The organism is uncultured Aggregatibacter sp. (genome assembly GCF_938046485.1).
In the GTDB taxonomy this organism is placed as follows: Bacteria; Pseudomonadota; Gammaproteobacteria; order Enterobacterales; family Pasteurellaceae; genus Aggregatibacter.
Genome location: NZ_CALIWN010000019.1, coordinates 1 through 17,232 on the forward strand (window position 1 = coordinate 1; position 17,232 = coordinate 17,232).

The 17,232-nt window shown below is 43.3% G+C and carries 16 protein-coding genes, 1 tRNA gene and 1 CRISPR repeat array; of the genes, 4 read left to right on the plus strand and 13 right to left on the minus strand.

What is annotated here, in order from left to right; translation table 11 throughout:
• Positions 1-149: 149 nt before the first annotated feature.
• On the minus strand, positions 150-914 hold the full coding sequence (gene dnaQ / locus Q0203_RS02175; protein WP_297929182.1) for a DNA polymerase III subunit epsilon: 765 nt from the start codon (positions 912-914) through the stop codon (positions 150-152).
• Positions 915-981: 67 nt separating this feature from the next.
• Here dnaQ and rnhA point away from each other — a divergent pair, with 67 nt between their 5' ends.
• Complete coding sequence (gene rnhA / locus Q0203_RS02180) at positions 982-1,458, plus strand: ribonuclease HI (RefSeq protein ID WP_297929183.1); 477 nt, start codon at positions 982-984, stop codon at positions 1,456-1,458.
• On the opposite strand, the gene uvrD is transcribed toward rnhA, so the two are convergent.
• Positions 1,455-3,629, minus strand: a complete 2,175-nt coding sequence (gene uvrD / locus Q0203_RS02185; protein ID WP_297929185.1) for a DNA helicase II — start codon at positions 3,627-3,629, stop codon at positions 1,455-1,457. The genes rnhA and uvrD overlap by 4 nt on opposite strands.
• 232 nt (positions 3,630-3,861) lie before the next feature.
• On the opposite strand from uvrD, the gene rbfA reads away from it, so the two are divergent.
• Both rbfA and truB read left to right on the plus strand, forming a co-directional pair.
• Positions 3,862-4,248, plus strand: a complete 387-nt coding sequence (gene rbfA, locus Q0203_RS02190; RefSeq protein ID WP_005700694.1) for a 30S ribosome-binding factor RbfA — start codon at positions 3,862-3,864, stop codon at positions 4,246-4,248.
• Positions 4,248-5,165: a tRNA pseudouridine(55) synthase TruB gene (gene truB / locus Q0203_RS02195; RefSeq protein WP_297929187.1), complete on the plus strand. Its 918-nt coding sequence runs from the start codon at positions 4,248-4,250 to the stop codon at positions 5,163-5,165. Before rbfA ends, truB begins: the two co-directional genes overlap by 1 nt.
• Positions 5,166-5,231: 66 nt before the next feature.
• Here the strand turns inward: truB and Q0203_RS02200 are convergent, their stop codons facing one another.
• The 4 genes from Q0203_RS02200 to Q0203_RS02215 all read right to left on the minus strand — a co-directional run bounded on the left by Q0203_RS02200 (position 5,232) and on the right by Q0203_RS02215 (position 8,190).
• On the minus strand, positions 5,232-5,354 hold the full coding sequence (locus tag Q0203_RS02200) for a hypothetical protein (protein ID WP_297929189.1): 123 nt from the start codon (positions 5,352-5,354) through the stop codon (positions 5,232-5,234).
• 70 nt (positions 5,355-5,424) lie between these two features.
• Complete coding sequence (locus tag Q0203_RS02205) at positions 5,425-6,108, minus strand: hypothetical protein (protein WP_295975235.1); 684 nt, start codon at positions 6,106-6,108, stop codon at positions 5,425-5,427.
• A gap of 106 nt (positions 6,109-6,214) precedes the next feature.
• Positions 6,215-7,795 carry a peptide ABC transporter substrate-binding protein gene (locus Q0203_RS02210; protein ID WP_297929190.1) on the minus strand — a complete coding sequence of 527 codons (1,581 nt, stop codon included), beginning with the start codon at positions 7,793-7,795 and terminating at the stop codon, positions 6,215-6,217.
• Positions 7,796-7,824: 29 nt separating this feature from the next.
• On the minus strand, positions 7,825-8,190 hold the full coding sequence (locus tag Q0203_RS02215; protein ID WP_021615434.1) for a YbaN family protein: 366 nt from the start codon (positions 8,188-8,190) through the stop codon (positions 7,825-7,827).
• A 137-nt stretch (positions 8,191-8,327) separates the two neighbouring features.
• Here Q0203_RS02215 and prlC point away from each other — a divergent pair, with 137 nt between their 5' ends.
• A complete protein-coding gene (prlC, locus tag Q0203_RS02220) occupies positions 8,328-10,367 on the plus strand; it encodes an oligopeptidase A (RefSeq protein ID WP_297929191.1) in 2,040 nt (679 codons plus the stop codon).
• Between the two features lie 128 nt (positions 10,368-10,495).
• Here prlC and dcuC read toward each other — a convergent pair whose 3' ends face one another.
• The 7 genes from dcuC to cas7c form a co-directional block, all read right to left on the minus strand.
• Complete coding sequence (gene dcuC / locus Q0203_RS02225; RefSeq protein ID WP_297929193.1) at positions 10,496-11,854, minus strand: anaerobic C4-dicarboxylate transporter DcuC; 1,359 nt, start codon at positions 11,852-11,854, stop codon at positions 10,496-10,498.
• Between the two features lie 169 nt (positions 11,855-12,023).
• On the minus strand, positions 12,024-13,397 hold the full coding sequence (locus tag Q0203_RS02230; protein ID WP_297929195.1) for a nucleobase:cation symporter-2 family protein: 1,374 nt from the start codon (positions 13,395-13,397) through the stop codon (positions 12,024-12,026).
• 383 nt (positions 13,398-13,780) lie between these two features.
• The gene (locus Q0203_RS02235; protein WP_297929197.1) at positions 13,781-13,993 is read right to left on the minus strand and encodes a hypothetical protein; all 213 of its coding nucleotides are present in this window, start codon (positions 13,991-13,993) and stop codon (positions 13,781-13,783) included.
• 344 nt (positions 13,994-14,337) lie between these two features.
• Positions 14,338-14,414 (minus strand) — tRNA-OTHER (locus Q0203_RS02240).
• Positions 14,415-14,485: 71 nt separating this feature from the next.
• A CRISPR array of direct repeats spans positions 14,486-14,983; the repeat unit is 32 nt; unit sequence GTTTCAACACACAGCCGCACGAAGGCGGCTGC.
• Positions 14,984-15,174: 191 nt separating this feature from the next.
• Positions 15,175-15,468: a CRISPR-associated endonuclease Cas2 gene (gene cas2, locus Q0203_RS02245; protein ID WP_005702619.1), complete on the minus strand. Its 294-nt coding sequence runs from the start codon at positions 15,466-15,468 to the stop codon at positions 15,175-15,177.
• A gap of 146 nt (positions 15,469-15,614) precedes the next feature.
• Positions 15,615-16,241, minus strand: coding sequence for a hypothetical protein (locus Q0203_RS02250; RefSeq protein ID WP_297929199.1), 627 nt, complete (start codon positions 16,239-16,241; stop codon positions 15,615-15,617).
• Between the two features lie 233 nt (positions 16,242-16,474).
• The coding region (cas7c, locus tag Q0203_RS02255; RefSeq protein ID WP_297929201.1) for a type I-C CRISPR-associated protein Cas7/Csd2 at positions 16,475-17,232 on the minus strand (758 nt) is incomplete at its 5' end.

The window sequence follows — 17,232 nt, forward strand, 5'->3', positions numbered from 1 at the left end:
ACCCGCGACCCCCTGCGTGACAGGCAGGTATTCTAACCAGCTGAACTACCACTCCGCACAGGTGAGGTGCATAATAATGTTGAAGGATAGCAACGTCAACTCTTTTTTGTTTTTTTCCGTCTGTTTGTCTAATCAGTGAACGATTCTTTTTACTGCAAGGTTTCCTCTTTTGTGCGGCGATCCCACAGACAATTTTCTTTGCTTTTTTTGTTAATTAATTTGAGATATTCCAAATGGGCTTCCAGTTCTTCTTCGGTCGGTGTGAGCAAGCGTAAATGATGTGAAAAAGCCACCGCACTTTTTACCTGCTGATGCGTTACCGCTTGTTGAATCACGTCCTGTTCGTTTTCATCAAATAAACTGGTTTGCCCGCCGGTCATGGCAAGGTAAACGTCGGCTAAAATTTCCGCATCCAGTAACGCGCCGTGCAAGGTACGCTTACTGTTATCAATGCCTAAACGGGAACATAACGCATCCAAATTGTTCTTTTTGCCGGGATACATTTGGCGCGCCATCACTAAGGTGTCGGTAACCGTGCAAATATCATTGGTTTTTATCGGCAAATTCAGCTTACGAAATTCATAATCCATAAAGCCCACATCGAAGGGCGCATTATGGATCAATAACTCGGCACCTTTGATGTATTCAATAAATTCATTCGCTACTTGGCTAAAATCCGGTTTATCCGCCAACATTTCATCAGTAATGCCATGCACTTTAATCGCCTCGGGATCGACCGGTCGATCAGGTTTAATATAAATGTGAAAATTATTGCCGGTGTAACGACGGTTAATTAGCTCTACCGCACCGATTTCAATAATGCAGTGGCCTTCATAGTGAGCGCCTAATTGATTCATACCGGTGGTTTCCGTATCCAGTACGATTTGACGATTCTGATGGGGTTGAATACTCATAACTTCACTTTTTATCCGCAAAAATTTCGGGTATTATCGCCTCATTTGCAATAAATTAGTAGTCAATATGCGTAAACAAATCGAAATTTTTACCGACGGATCCTGCCTTGGAAACCCGGGCGCTGGCGGTATCGGTGTCCTACTTCGCTACAAACAACATGAAAAAAGCCTCTCAAAAGGTTATTTCCTCACCACCAATAATCGCATGGAATTATTAGCCGTCATCGAAGCGTTAAATAGCCTCAAAGAGCCTTGCGACATCCATTTATACAGCGATAGCCAATACATGAAAAACGGCATCACGCAATGGATTTTCAACTGGAAAAAAAACAATTGGAAAGCCAGTAGTGGCAAACCGGTAAAAAACCAAGATTTATGGATAGCATTAGACCAAGCTATCGCCCGTCATAAGGTTGATTGGCACTGGGTTAAAGGACACGCCGGACACCGTGAAAATGAACTCTGCGACCAATTGGCAAAACAAGGCGCGGAGAACCCGACATTAAATGACGAGGGGTATCGACCGGAAAACGGAGAGGCTTAAAGTCTCTCCAACTTCGCCAAATGGGCGATCAGCCATTTAATTCCTTGATTTTGGAACGCGATTTGTAAGCGCAAATTATTGTCCGCACCTTCCACATTAATCACCGTACCAAAACCGAATTTTTCGTGTTTCACTTTTTGCCCCATTTTCCATTCGCTTTCATTGGCAATCGGCGAAACACTGCCGACTTTGGCTTGATTCAAGGCGCGTGTAACGGTGCCGCGTAAACGGATTTCTTGTAAACATTGTTGGGGTAATTCCGAGATAAAACGAGAAGGCAAATGGCGTTCTTCTTTGCCATATAAACGACGACTTTCCGCATAAGAAATGGTGAGTTTTTGTTTGGCGCGGGTAATCCCCACATAAGCCAAACGACGTTCTTCTTCCAAACGCCCTGCTTCTTCAAAGGAACGGAAACTTGGAAATAACCCTTCTTCCACGCCAATCATAAAGACTCGTGGAAACTCCAAGCCTTTTGCTGAGTGCAAGGTCATCATTTCCACACAGGCTTGATGCGGTGCCGCTTGTTCTTCACCCGCTTCTAATGAGGCGTGCGTCAAGAAAGCCGTGAGCTCTGTCATGTCTTCCGCCTCTTCAAGCTTGATAAATTCGCGAGCGGCAGAGACCAACTCTTCCAAGTTTTCAATACGCACTTCACCTTTTTCGCCCTTCTCCTGTTTATACATTTCGTACAAACCGGAATGCTTAATAACAAAATCCGTTTGTGCAAACAACGGCATTTCTTCCGTGTCCCGCTGCAGGGAATTGATTAATTCCATAAAGCGAAGCAAGGCGGTCGCAGCACGACCTGCCAGTTTATTTTCCTGTAACGCCAAATTGGTGGCTTGCCATAACGTGATTTGATGTTCGCGAGTCAGATTACGCAAGGTGTCCAACGTGCGATCGCCAATGCCCCGTGGTGGCGTATTAATAACGCGCTCAAAGGCAGCATCATCCTGGCGATTAGCAATTAAGCGCAAATAGGCTAACGCATCCTTGATCTCCTGACGTTCGAAGAAGCGCATGCCGCCATAAATACGATACGGAATTTGTGAACGAATCAACGCTTCTTCAATCACCCGTGATTGGCTGTTGCTACGATATAAAATGGCACAATCATTGAGTTTACCGCCGTCTTCAATCCAGGTTTTAATTTGTGAGGCAACAAACAGCGCTTCATCTAATTCGTTAAAAGCGGCATAAATGCCTACCGGATCGCCTTGATTGCCTTCCGACCACAAATTTTTCCCTAGTCGATTGTTGTTATTGGAAATCAACTCATTCGCTGCTTGCAAAATATTCATGGTAGAACGGTAATTTTGCTCTAATCGAATGGTTTGTGCATTGGCAAACTCTTTTAAAAATAACTGAATATTTTCGATTTTTGCACCGCGCCAGCCGTAAATAGATTGGTCGTCATCCCCCACAATCATCACTTTGCCACTTTTACCCGCCAACAAACGAATCCATTCATATTGAATTTTGTTGGTGTCTTGAAACTCATCCACCAAAATATGCTGAAAACGTTGTTGATAGCGTTGCAAGATCAGTGGCTTATGTAAAAACAATTCGTACGAGCGCAATAAAATTTCGGCAAAATCCACCAGCCCTGCACGATCGCAAGCATCTTGATAAATCTGATAAATCCGAATCCATTCACGTTCTTGACGATCGTGATGATCATCGATTTGATTCGGACGCAAGCCTTCGTCTTTTTTATTGTTGATATACCAAGCGGCTTGTTTTGGTGGGAAACTTTTTTCGTCAAAATGATGTAATTTCATGAGGCGTTTAAGTAAACGCAATTGGTCTTCCGAATCTAAAATCTGGAAATCTTGCGGCAAATCCGCATCAAGATGATGAGCACGCAGAAGTCGATGAGCAATGCTGTGAAAGGTGCCGACCCACATACCAAATAACCGCTGATTGCCATCGGACAAGACGGATTCAATACGATGACGCATTTCTGCCGCAGCTTTGTTGGTGAAGGTCACCGCCATAATGCTCCCTTCGGAGACACCCTCCACACCAATCAACCACGCGATTCGGTGCGTCAATACACGGGTTTTACCACTTCCCGCACCGGCTAAGACCAAATAATTGCCTAACGGCGCACTCACTGCTTCCCGTTGTTTATCGTTTAAACCATCTAATAATTCTGCGAAATCCATTATTTTCACTCACAAATACTGTTTTTTTGTACAGGCGAAATTATAGCGAGTTTTGGTAAAAACTCAATCAAGGAAAAGGAAAAGAAGAAAAAGTGAGGTGGTTTTTAAATTCGATTAGTCGCTTGCTATTCTGATAACGCAAAAATCGAATTCGCATATCACATTGCTTTTTCGTGCTAATTGACATGAATTCCAGTAAAATAAGGCCCTTATATCACAAAGGGTAATCATTATGGCTCGAGAATTCAAACGTAGCGACCGTGTCGCACAAGAAATCCAAAAAGAAATCGCGGTGATTTTACAACGCGAAGTGAAAGATCCCCGTATTGGCATGGTGACGGTGTCAGACGTGGAAGTGTCCAGTGATTTGGCTTATGCAAAAGTTTTCGTCACCTTCTTATTTGATCATGATGAACAAGCAATTGCGCAGGGCATGAAAGGCTTAGAAAAAGCCGCACCTTATATTCGCACGCTGTTAGGCAAAGCCATGCGCCTGCGTATCGTGCCGGAGATTCGTTTTATTTACGATCAATCTTTGGTGGAAGGTATGCGCATGTCTAACTTGGTGACCAATGTTGTGCGCGAAGATGAGAAAAAACACGTTGAGGACAAAGACTAATGTCCAAACCGCGTAAACGTGGGCGTGATATTCACGGCGTGTTTTTGTTGGATAAGCCGCAAGGTATGTCTTCCAATGACATCATGCAGAAAGTGAAACGCATTTTTCAGGCGAACAAAGCGGGACATACCGGTGCGTTAGATCCGCTGGCTACCGGAATGTTGCCTATTTGTTTGGGCGAAGCCACTAAGTTTTCGCAGTTCTTGTTGGATGCCGATAAACGTTATTTAGTCACGGCAAAACTGGGAGAACGTACCGACACATCGGACGCGGAAGGACAGATTGTCGAAACCCGTGATGTGAACGTCAAAACGCCTGAAATTCTGACCGCACTTGAACAATTCCGTGGGGACATTTTGCAAGTGCCGACGATGTTTTCGGCATTGAAGTACAATGGTAAACCGCTTTATGAATATGCCCGTCAAGGTATTACGGTGGAGCGGGAAGCGCGTCCCATTACGATCTTTGAACTGAACTTCATCGAATACAACGCGCCTTATTTAACCCTAGAGGTGCATTGTTCCAAAGGCACTTATATTCGCACCTTGGTGGATGACTTGGGTGAGGTATTGGGCAGTGGCGCCCATGTAACGATGTTACGTCGAACGGCAGTGACGGATTATCCAACAGAAAAAATGTTGGATTGGAATGCGTTGCAAGCTTTGGCAGAATCACAAGATTTGAGTTTATTAGATGCTTTGTTATTGCCTATAGATACTGCGGTAGCGAAGTTGCCGACGTTAACCTTAAATGAAAGCCAAGCGCAAGGCATCGGATTTGGTCAACGGGTAAAATTCGATAATCCCGCTAGGTTACAAGGACAAGTGCGGTTATTTTCCCATGAAAATCGCTTTCTTGGTGTGGCGGTGATTGATGAAAATAACGTGATTCGCCCACAGCGATTAGTGGTGTATTGATAGGCCTTTAAACGTTAAAAGCATTGCAATGAGCAATGCTTTTATCTTGACTGATTGATTCAAGAATTAAAATCGTACACCGGTTCCCACACCAATGCCTACGCCATTTGATCCGCCACCGGCGCCCACGCCGAATGAACAGGCGGTCAAACTCAGGCATAACAGACCAATCATGAACCCTCTTTTCATATTAGACTTCCTTCATTTATTAAGCCCAATAACGGCATTATTGGGCATTCATGTATTGTGTATTTATCCTTTATTTTTTACTTAAACTTAATTTTGCAACACGATTACCGCTTAACTGACAATCCATTTTATAAAATTGATTACCGTTTAAACGCACATCCGCAATTAAGCGAGAATCACTTTTCGCCATATTTGCCGAACTACGAAATACCCGTTGCGTTTGAGCCACTTGTTGCAGTTTAGTAATACATAAATAATTTAATTTTGCATCGCTGCCGGTTTTAATATTCTCAGCATTTTTATCTGCACTATTTAAACCCAATATTTTTTGTAATTTCGCCCCTTCTTGAACAAGCGATGGCGGAATATTTTTATCCTCCGCTCGATAGCGTTGTTGTTGATGTTCAACTAACGTGAGCGCACCATTTTTATAGGCAAACGTCGTCGTTTCACTGCCTTTATTGACTTTAATGAGTTCTGGTTGTGGATTCAAAAATGCCGTATATTGCGTATCCAGTAAAATATACTCAAAGCGCGGTAAGTTTTCTGCCTGTTTTATGGCATTTTGTGATTCAGCCATTTCCGCTTTTGGCAATTTCGCTTTAGGGGATTCACTCTGCGTCTGCGGAGCTGTTGCAGAAGGTTTTGGTGAGTCATCACCGATCATGGAATTCCATGCGGACTCTAATGATGAACATCCGGTAAATAAAAATACCGAAGAAAATAAGACGGCTTTCGTAATAGATGAATGCATCATAACTCCTTATTCATAATCAAATTTGGCATAGTTTACCGATTTTTTCTATTTTCACAATATGACGGCACGGGGTTTATTATGCGCATAATCTTTCGTGTGATAGTTAGAAATTTCTACGAAATAAATCTTTACTGTAAATGACCTCAGTAGGATTGGATAAATCATAGCCGTTTAGGCTAGGATGAAGATAAATGGGGATCGTAGTTTGATATAAGGGCAATACCACATTTTCTTGTTGCAGAATTTGTTCGATTCGACTGTAAAGTGCGGTGCGTTCTGACGATGGAATCCGTTGCAAACTTTGCTCAAATAAGCGATCTACCTCTTCATTGTGGTAACCACTTATATTGTCCGGGCTGTGGCTGTAAAACAAACTTAAAAATGCAGAAGGATCGTGATAATCGGCGCACCAGCCGGCACGAGCAATCTGAAAATCGCCTTTTGCCATTTTCTCTAATAATTGTTGTTTCGGCAGTGCTTCTCCGCTAACCCGAATCATATCCGATTGCGCCCACATACGCATTAACGACTGCGCCATTTGATGTTGAAATTCGGTTTGCTCATAACTTAACGTGACCTTTAACGGTGATTTCTCATTAATATCACTTTGAATTAACAACTGCTCCATTGGCGTTTGCTCCCAATGGCTTTCTATTGTTTGCATCGATATCGGCAAGAAATTATCACTTAAATAAATAACATTTTTGCCACTCAGATTCACGTGACGAGAAGAGGCCATAATAGATAACGCTTTTCTGACCGAACTTTGTGCCAATTTCGGGTGTTTCATATTAAAGGCGTAGAAATAGGTACAAAGTTGCGGAAAATATTGCGCTTGCTCAGTTTGCGTAGGATTAATCACCACATCCAGGTCGCCAAGCGCTTGTTGCGTCGTCATTTTTTGGTAATCCACCTGCTGAAACGACACCTGCTCTTGCGCCCAATAATGCGGATTTTTTTCTAAGTGAATCACATTATTTTCTTGCCCTGTCACATAATAAGCGCCATTTGTAATAATCTCTTTTTGTTCTGATAAATACTGAGGTAATAAACTGACGTGCGCTAACATTTGTGGCAAATAAGGCGTCACTTTATCTAAGCTAATAAGCAAAGTGCGGTCATTTTCCGCCACGATTCCAAGTCGGTCGGCAGGTAATTCACCCTTTAACACGGCGTCGGCATTGGCTAAATTCATGTATGCCAAATACGATTTTAATGGACTCGTTGAGGTAGCTAAGGCTTGCCAACTCGCCACAAATTGTTGCGCCGTTACCGGTTCGCCGTTCGACCATTTGGCATCTTGTCGCAAACGAAATGTCCATGTTTTGTTATCTTTCGTTTGCCAGCTTTCCGCCACCGCCGGAATCACATTACCACGCAGATCGTAAATCACTAATCCTTCAAATAAATCACGTAAAAGCGCCACTTGTGTGACATCTTCGGCTTGCGCGGGATTCAACACAAAATCCTTATATCCTCCGCGAATCAACAAATGCCGATTGTTCTGTGACGGCGTTGGTAGCGACATTGACTGCGGCTGTAAGGTTTCCGTTGGGAGAGAAGAGACAACAGGTTCGTTTGACTTTTCATCACAAGCACTCAAGGCAAAAACGCAACAAAAAAGCACCGCACTTTTTAATGGAAGAAGACGAAAAGGCGCGCGAAAAAAGTGAACTCTATGCATGGCAATCATTTCATGAAAACAAAACTACCCTATTCTTCTTCCAGCGTTTTAATCCAGAAAAAGAAGAACCAATATTTGATCAATAAGACAGCAACGATGATGCTTTTACCGACAATGCTCGGCGTAAAATAAAACCCAATCATCAACATCGTCGTGGAAAACATGAGAATGGTCATTTTCGCTTTTTTCGTTAACGCCCGCTGTTCATGGAAATCTTTTAAATGGTTTTGATAAATCTTCGTGCCGATAAACCAATTATGTACACGTTCGGAGCCTTTTGCGAAAAAGAAAACGGTTAATAATAAAAATGGCGTGGTAGGTAAAATCGGCACCACAATACCGATCAAACCAAGAATAAGAAAAAGAAAACCTAACGTGATATAAAAATACTTCATAGATACCTCAAAACAAAAATTATTCGCAATTATCCCTGAATGGCTGGATTTTTCAACCTTGAAATCATAAAATCCTCCCCAATTTATTTAACGTTTAATCGTTATTTCCATCCGTTTTTCTTTTTAAGGAAGTCTTTATGTCAAACCCACTACTTACACCAACCGATTTACCTGCTTTTAGTAAAATTGAACCGCAATACATTGAATCCGCTATCAAACAACTTATTCAAGAAAACCGCGAAACGGTAGAACGCGTGGTAAATCAACCGCACTTTACTTGGGAAAATTTCATTCTACCGCTAACCGAAGCCGGTGATCGTTTAAGCAAGGTATGGTCGCCAATCTCGCATTTAAACTCGGTGAAAAATAGCCCGGAATTACGTGAAGCCTATCAAGCCTGTTTGCCATTATTAGCCGAATACAGCACGTGGGTCGGTCAACATCAGGGGTTATATGAAGCCTATTTACAATTAAAAAATAGCCCTGAATTTGCCGGCTATACTCAAGCGCAAAAGAAAGCTATTGAAAACAGCTTACGCGATTTCAAATTATCGGGTATTTCCTTACCGGCAGAAAAACAAAAACGCTATGGCGAAATTGCTGCCCGCTTATCCGAACTGAATTCACAATTTAGCAATAATGTATTAGACGCCACCATGGGCTGGGAAAAGATCGTTGAAGATGTCAGCCTGCTCAAAGGCTTGCCGGAATCCGCACTGGAGGCGGCCAAACAATCCGCGGAAAGCAAAGGTGTCACAGGTTATCGCTTCACCTTGGAATATCCAAGCTATATTCCGGTCATGACCTATTGTGAAAACCGTGAATTGCGTGAAGAAATGTATCGTGCCTTTGCCACCCGCGCATCCGATCAAGGGCCAAATGCCGGCAAATGGGACAACTCGGCGATTATGCAAGAGATCCTCAGCCTACGCGTGGAATTGGCCAAATTATTGGATTTCAACACCTACACCGAATTATCCCTCGCCACCAAAATGGCCGAAAATCCGCAGCAGGTGTTGGATTTCTTGGAAAATCTCGCCACACGCTCTAAAGCGCAAGGCGAACGTGAATTGCAAGAATTAAAAGACTTCTGCAAAACGCACTATAATTTGACCGCACTTGAACTTTGGGATCTGTCTTTTTACAGCGAAAAACAAAAGCAACATTTATATGCCATCAACGATGAAGAATTGCGTCCGTATTTCCCGGAAGATCGCGTATTGAGCGGTTTATTTGAATTGATTAAACGCATTTTCAATATTCGCGCGGTAGAGCGCCATGGCGTTGAAACCTGGCATAAAGATGTGCGTTTCTTCGATTTGCTTGATGAAAAAGACGAGGTTCGCGGCAGTTTCTATCTAGACCTATACGCTCGTGAACATAAACGCGGTGGCGCTTGGATGGATGATTGTATCGGTCGTCGTAAAAAGATTGACGGCAGCTTACAAAAACCGGTGGCGTACTTAACCTGTAACTTCAACCGTCCACTTGGCGACCAGCCGGCCTTATTTACGCATGATGAAGTCACTACCCTATTCCATGAATTCGGTCATGGATTGCATCATATGTTGACTCAAATTGATGTAGCCGATGTTGCGGGCATTAACGGTGTGCCTTGGGATGCTGTGGAATTGCCAAGCCAATTTATGGAAAACTGGTGCTGGGAAGAAGAGGCGCTACAGTTCATTTCCGGTCATTATCAAACCGGCGAACCGCTACCAAAAGAGAAACTCAGCCAATTACTCAAAGCTAAAAACTTCCAAGCAGCGATGTTTGTTTTGCGTCAGTTAGAGTTTGCGCTGTTTGATTTCCGCTTGCACCACACATTTGATCCGAGCAAGCAAAATCAAGTATTAGCAATGTTACACGAAGTGAAAAGCCAAGTTGCCGTCATCCCTGGCGCAGAATGGGGAAGAATGCCACATAGCTTCAGCCATATTTTTGCCGGTGGCTATGCGGCAGGCTATTACAGCTATTTATGGGCGGAAGTCTTATCGGCAGATGCCTATTCCCGTTTTGAAGAGGAAGGGATTTTCAACCCACAAACCGGTCAATCCTTCTTGGATGAAATTCTCACGAAAGGCGGATCTGAAGAACCGATGACCTTGTTCAAAAACTTCCGTGGCCGTGAACCGCAATTAGATGCGTTATTGCGTCATAAAGGCATTGCCTCATAATTGGTATGATGAACTAAAAACGGCGCACTGTTTAATACAGTGTGCCGTTTTCTTTTCTTCAAATAAGTAATAACGCCTTTCTCAATATCAAAATACGGTGAAAATTCACCGCACTTTAAGTCAGAAAATTACGCGCCCGGAATGAAAAATTCGGTGGCGATAATCACGCAAATGAAACCAACTGCCATTGGTACGGACATTCGTTTGACAATTTCAAATGGAGAAATTCTTGCCATACCGGATACGGCAACCACGACGCCGGACACCGGGGATAAGCCGCGACCTAAGTTGGAGGCTTGTAACATTGGCACGGTTAAATAGGCAGGATTTGAGCCCATTTGGGTGGCAAGTTTTGGAATTAATTCGGCGAAGGCATAGAATGCCGCATTGCCCGAGCCGGTTGCCATGGTGGCTAAAATCGTAATCACCGCCAAGACTAACATCATAAACATTCCGCTACCACCAAAAGATTGGGCAGAATTAATCAGATTGGTGATAAAGCCAATGGTGCTTAAACTTTGAGCGAATACGCCGGCGGCAACCAATAACATCACCACGCCGGCAAAGGCATCTGCCATGCCACGATAGGCAATCACTAAATTGTCGAAGGTTTTTTTCGCACTAAAATTACGGATGAAATCGATAACTGCGGTGATCACAAAGCAAAGAATAATGACGGTGACGATGTGTAATTCAGGCAAGTTAAACCATTTACCGTCAAACAGAAGCACGCCGATGATCGGCAATAATGGCAAAATGGCGTAAAAGGTCGGTACATCGGTTCTGATTTCGGACATATCTATCGGTTTTGCGTTCACTTTCTCTTTGCGATCCAAATAACGTTGCCAGAAGAAATGAGCCGCACCAATGCCGCAAATCGCCACAATGGACACCGGCAAGCTGGTGGAAAAAGCGAATTCGCTTAATGATTGTTTGGAAATCTCCGCCGACAACACCACATCGCCGGAAGTTGGCGATAAGATGATGGAAATCGGCGAGGCACAAATGGCTGCCGCCGCACCACGAGAAATGCCCATGTTAACCATGACAGGGAATAAAGTTGCCATTAATAACACACCCAAGCCCGTTGCAGAGGCAACCGCAAAAGACATCAAACAAGCAAGAAAATATGCCAATACCATCAGCACGTAAGGGGAACGAATATTTTTTAATGGCATGGAAACGATTTTTACCACCATGTCGTTTGCGCCTAAGTGAGTCATGTAGGCGGAAAAACCGCATAAGATCATGATCATTAAGCCTAACCCACCACTGCGGTTGGAAAGCAAATATTTCACATATTCAAGAATGTCGAAATAGGCTGAGCCGGTGCTTTTCACGTTTTCCGGCAAAATGGAATGGCCCATTAACACCGAAATCAATAACAAGACTAAACCGCCGAACATGAGCACGCCTGTAGCGGAATAGCCTTTCACGATATAGTAAGCGACCAGAATAATCGCCACTAACCCGATGATTAAATCCATAATATCTCCTTAGGTTTTAATAAATTATGAGAGATGAATTTAGCGAAAAAATAAAGCTGCTGTAAACGGCTTTATGTGGAATATTTGAAATAGATCATAGAAAAAGTGCGGTGATAAATCCCAACGTTTTTTAGGCGTTATTTCCACCGCACTTTCACCGCCTATTCGTTTATTTTTCCGTCAAATAAATGCTTTTATCCTGCTCATCTCGCGGCAGAATTAAATTTAACACCACTGCCGTAATTCCGCCTGCCGCAATGGCATTACGGAAAACTTCCGGCAACATTTTGAATACGTCCGGCTCAAAAGCGACGCCCAATCCCACGCCGACGGCTGTTGCAGCAATAACCGCTTCACGACGATTGATGCCGTGAGTCATGATAATCCGCACACCGGCAATGGCGATTAATCCGAACATTAATACCATGGCGCCGCCGAGTACCGGGCTTGGAATCGTAGTGAAAATGCGACCAATAATCGGGAATAAACCAAATAACACCAAAATAGCCGCGATAAATTTACCCACATGGCGAGAAGCTACCCCCGTCATTTGAATGACACCGTTATTTTGGGCAAAGGTGGTCAGCGGTAGGGAACCTAACGCGGTAGCAATCACAGACACTAATCCATCAGCAAAGACTCCGCCGCGTAAACGTTGACGAAATGCTTCGCCTTCATAAGGCTGACCGGAAACCATCGCCGTTGCGGTTAAATCACCAACGGCTTCAAAAACGCTTAACAAATAGATGATGGCTGCAACCCAAAAGGCTGACCAATCAAACGCAAAACCATATTTAAAGGGCATCGGGATAGTAAAAAAGTCCACGTCTTTTAACGGTGAAAAATCCACCATGCCTAAGGTTAATGCTACGATGTAGCCTGCGATTAAACCGACAGCAATGCCACTCATGCGTAAAAACGGATTGCGCATACAGTTAAAAATGAGCACAACAACCAAGACTAAAGAAGCTAAACCGATATTTTGTAACGAGCCAAACGCCTCCGTGCCTTTAGCGCCAAAACCGCCGCCAAAATCGGTGATGCCGATGTCAATCAAACTCAAGCCGATTAATAACACGACCACACCACTGACGGTTGGGGTGATAACACGCTTTAAATAAGGCAGCACCCAAGCCGCTGCACACACAAGAAATGCGCCAACAAAAGACACGCCAAGCAAGGTAGAAATCATGGTGTTTTCGTCAATACCGTTACCTTTCATGCTAAGTCCAACAGCAATCATCACACTGACGAAAGAGAAGTTTACCGATTGAATGGAAAGCATACCGGAGCCGATAAAACCGAAACGATGTACTTGAATATAAGTGCCAATACCGGATGCGACCATCGCCATAGAGACCAAATAAGCCGTCATGTGGACGGGTAAACCAAGGGCGCCACCAACGATAAGGGCAGGCGTGACCATAGGGACGAAAATCGCCAATAGATGTGTAATGGCACTGATTAACGCATTAAAAAAAGGCGGTTTGTCTTCTAAACGATAGACCAAATCCGCTTCCGCAGTTTGTTGTTCATGTTCCATGAGAGGATCCTTAGAAAGGGAAAGTGATAAGAAAATAATAAGGTCGAAATTTTAGTGGATTTTCAGCACTTGCGCAAACGATTGCTTTTTATTTTTAAAAAGACAATTTTAAAAAGGACACATGAAAGTGCGGTGGATTTTTACGATAAATTTTTGTCGCTAGATAAAATTGAATACAAGTTATGCCTTAATACACCGTCCCCGTAGCGTGCAACTTGTTGCACGAAAACGTAACAAACGGCTCCCAAAAGTCAGCTACCCTAATTCGCCATCGCCGCGAACGCGCAGACAGAACCATTGATGTGTCGTTTGAGGTAAATGGTCGGAAAGAGGTGCAAGGCTATATAGATGAGTTAACCGCACCTTAAAAGTGCGGTCATTTTTTAGAGGTTTGATCCGATAAGCATACCAAGTATAGTAGCAAGAGGGGCTTTAAAAAACACCACTAGAGCAAACACAAGGGCATAAAACAAGGTGCCGAAAAACAGCACTTGTCCGAAGGTGATAACACCGAACAGCATAAACAATAAGCCGATTTCATACGGTAGCAACACAATCACCCAACCAATCCAGTTTACATTGACGTTTTGATCCATAAAGGTTACCTCATGGTAGACTCATGGTAGATAATTTAACATTCAAGATCAAGTTCAACGCTAATCTTGAACTTATGCGAAACGATTTTAAAACGTTTAAACGCAACTGACAACGCAAGACTTAGAAAATGTAATATCCCTCGTAGCGTGCAACTTGTTGCACGAAAACATCATTCATAGCCGCGCGGAGGCGACTGCCTACTGACTTTAATCCGCGAAGATTAACACCAAAAGAGAAAGTAGATGCTATTATCAATGCTTATAAAGTCGAAAACTTTGGAGATGTATTAGGAGCAATAAAAGGTGGGGTATATAGTACTGAAAGGAAAACCTTAAATAACTTAAGCACCGGGGCAGGACTTGAACCTACAGTATATAGGGCTTTGCAGCCCTACCGCGTTACCATTTCGCCACCCGGTGCTTAAGATAACCAAACTAAACCCCTTTAAAGGAGTATGTCAAGTGGAACTCGACATCAGCTTTGACGAAAAAGTTTCAACACACAGCCGCACGAAGGCGGCTGCTTTTACTTTTTCTAATTAGTAAAAAATCAAAAAAGTTTCAACACACAGCCGCACGAAGGCGGCTGCGATCTGTGTTAAAATAAAAGAAGATTGAAAAACTGTTTCAACACACAGCCGCACGAAGGCGGCTGCCGGTTTCGCCGTACGCAAACCGAAAAGATTTGTTGTTTCAACACACAGCCGCACGAAGGCGGCTGCCATGCGATACCTCTCAAAATAAAAAAAACGCACATAGTTTCAACACACAGCCGCGCGAAGGCGGCTGCTTAAAAAAGATCCGTTTTTTAACGGCTGGGTCGTGTTTCAACACACAGCCGCGCGAAGGCGGCTGCGCCGTAGCGCTGAATAAGCAAGTTAAAGATCTTGAGGTTTCAACACACAGCCGCGCGAAGGCGGCTGCCATGTTGCAATATCTGATTCGATCAAAATTAGTCGTTTCAACACACAGCCGCGCGAAGGCGGCTGCTCCCTACCTAAAAAAGCAAGAAAAATCAGCGTATTAAACACTGCATTTCGCTAACTGATTTTATGATAAGGAGTTTGGTAAGTATAACGGCCACATTGTCGTTATACAAATAGATTAATTCATCCAAATTGTTAAAGAAAATAAAGATCGCTATCCCATCAGGATTTTAATGAGAACAACAGGTTAGCGAACTAAATGACAAGCACGTCTTTAAATACATCTACTGCCGGTTTTGCCCCATGATGCTCCACTTTATTACGCCACTTACTGCCCAAATGGTAAAAACGCAGGCTGTCACATGTGGGGTCGTAGGTTTCCAACAGTTTGTTTTTCAACATGACCCATTGGTCAGGCGTGACATCGCATTCAAATACCGAATATTGCGCCCGCACGCCGTAATCTAAGCAATGTTTTGCGATACGGCGCAATCGCGCTTGCCCGTTTGGATCGTCAAAAGAAATATCATAAGTAATCAGCATTAACATAGCTTATCTCATCAAAAATAGATGAAAGATCTTATATCTTGTCATTGGGAAATATTTAAAAAATCGACCGCACTTTGTTGAAATGTGTCACATTCTCGCCGTAATTGTGAATCTGCTGCTAAATGATATGCTTCCATAGATTATTTTTATCGCTTTTGAACCTCCAATAATAACTTTTCCCCATCCGTAATTTGCGCCAAGGTTTGCGCAAAAGGGAATGAGCGGTTCAAAATCCTTTTGATTTCGCTAGCCTTAATAGCTTTTGATAAACGAGTAAAACCCTCTAAGCGTTGATAGTAAGTTTTATCTTCTCTTCCATAATGTGGTGCTTTTTCCAACCTACCTGATGCTTGCCCGAATGCAATAATTCCTTGCCCTGATTCATAGAGAAATACCCAATCACCTTTTTTAAATTTAGCAATTTTTTCTTTATAACCATCTTCAAATGCCGCCGCCACCTGATTTTTCAACATGAAATCATGATCATCAATATCATTGACTTTATTAGTATTAAGTAAAAAATATCGAGTTGATTGTTCGGTATCCACTTCTTCTAGCTCCTCATTTGCCTGTTCCTCAAACCTCTTTTTCCACGGAACAATAATTTGCTCAGTAATCAGACGATGCAACAGTTCCTGTCGAGACAAGTCAAAACTGTCAGCAATCTCCTGCAAGATCAAATCTTCTTTTACAGAAAGGCGAATACTGAACGTTGTTTTTTCCTGATTTTTTTCAACAAACTCGTTCTCTAGGTTTTGGATAAAATTTTTCACTGAATACTCCTTTCATATTAAGGAAGCTATTATATCAATAAATAACACAAATATAAACACAAAAAATAATACAATATGTGTTCACAATTAAAGAATGGGTTTTATGAAATTTATTTGTATTAGTTTCGTAGAATGGGCTTTAGCCCATCAATCCTTTATATTTGTTGAAACGGTGGGCTGAAGCCCACCCTACCGACTTCTGCGACACAAGCGGTCATTTTTTCAAATGTTTTTTAAAGCAACTCTTCCACACTCACGCCATTTAGGCCGTCTGAAACCACGCTGATTTTGTAATCGCCAAAACCGCTTGCGGGCGTACCTGATTCGCCGTTTACGCGTTCGACTTTCACGGCATCAAACAGTTTATGTGCAGGCTGGCTGCCGAGTGCGCTGTCGTGTTTGAAGACAATCAGTTTGCGCGCCGCCATTTCGCCACGGGCGGCGGAGCGGTCGTGTTCAAACATCAGCGTCAGGGCTTGCCAGAGTTTGGCTAAGTCGTCGTCTGAAAAACCGGTTTTGGCGGCAAGGTTGGCGGAGATAAAGCCATGCACGCGGTAGAGCGCGTAAGGGACGATGTATTTGCGCCCCATGGTGCGTTCTTTTTCCAAGTCTTTTTCGTTGGTTACCGCCATGCGGGTGATGGAAACTTCCAGCGGCACAATCGGGTCGATGGATTGGGCGAACGCCAGTTGTACCGGGCCGCGCACTTGTCCGCTGTTGACTTCGGTGGTCATCACGGCGCCGAAGGTGCGGATATCGAAGAAGTTTTTGCACATCCATGCGGTAATGTCGCGGGCTTTGGCTTCGTCTTTGGGCAGTTTTTTGGCCTCAGATTCAATGCCAAGCGCTTCATAAGCACGCTTGTTTTGCAGGTTTAACACGCTTTTTTCTTTGACGTAGATTTCGTAACCGACTTCGTTTTCGCTGCTGATTTCTACAAAATTACGGATTTTGCGTTTCAGGCAGACATCGGTTACCAAGCCTTTGCTGG

Coding starts and splice junctions, on each gene's coding strand:
- rbfA (WP_005700694.1), top strand. CDS start 3,862: ATGGCTCGAGAATTCAAACGTAGCGACCGTGTCGCACAAGAAATCCAA.
- Q0203_RS02205 (WP_295975235.1), bottom strand. CDS start 6,108: ATGCATTCATCTATTACGAAAGCCGTCTTATTTTCTTCGGTATTTTTA.
- Q0203_RS02235 (WP_297929197.1), bottom strand. CDS start 13,993: ATGGATCAAAACGTCAATGTAAACTGGATTGGTTGGGTGATTGTGTTG.
- Q0203_RS02200 (WP_297929189.1), bottom strand. CDS start 5,354: ATGAAAAGAGGGTTCATGATTGGTCTGTTATGCCTGAGTTTGACCGCC.
- prlC (WP_297929191.1), top strand. CDS start 8,328: ATGTCAAACCCACTACTTACACCAACCGATTTACCTGCTTTTAGTAAA.
- dnaQ (WP_297929182.1), bottom strand. CDS start 914: ATGAGTATTCAACCCCATCAGAATCGTCAAATCGTACTGGATACGGAA.
- rnhA (WP_297929183.1), top strand. CDS start 982: ATGCGTAAACAAATCGAAATTTTTACCGACGGATCCTGCCTTGGAAAC.
- Q0203_RS02230 (WP_297929195.1), bottom strand. CDS start 13,397: ATGGAACATGAACAACAAACTGCGGAAGCGGATTTGGTCTATCGTTTA.
- Q0203_RS02210 (WP_297929190.1), bottom strand. CDS start 7,795: ATGCATAGAGTTCACTTTTTTCGCGCGCCTTTTCGTCTTCTTCCATTA.
- dcuC (WP_297929193.1), bottom strand. CDS start 11,854: ATGGATTTAATCATCGGGTTAGTGGCGATTATTCTGGTCGCTTACTAT.
- uvrD (WP_297929185.1), bottom strand. CDS start 3,629: ATGGATTTCGCAGAATTATTAGATGGTTTAAACGATAAACAACGGGAA.
- cas2 (WP_005702619.1), bottom strand. CDS start 15,468: ATGTTAATGCTGATTACTTATGATATTTCTTTTGACGATCCAAACGGG.
- Q0203_RS02215 (WP_021615434.1), bottom strand. CDS start 8,190: ATGAAGTATTTTTATATCACGTTAGGTTTTCTTTTTCTTATTCTTGGT.
- truB (WP_297929187.1), top strand. CDS start 4,248: ATGTCCAAACCGCGTAAACGTGGGCGTGATATTCACGGCGTGTTTTTG.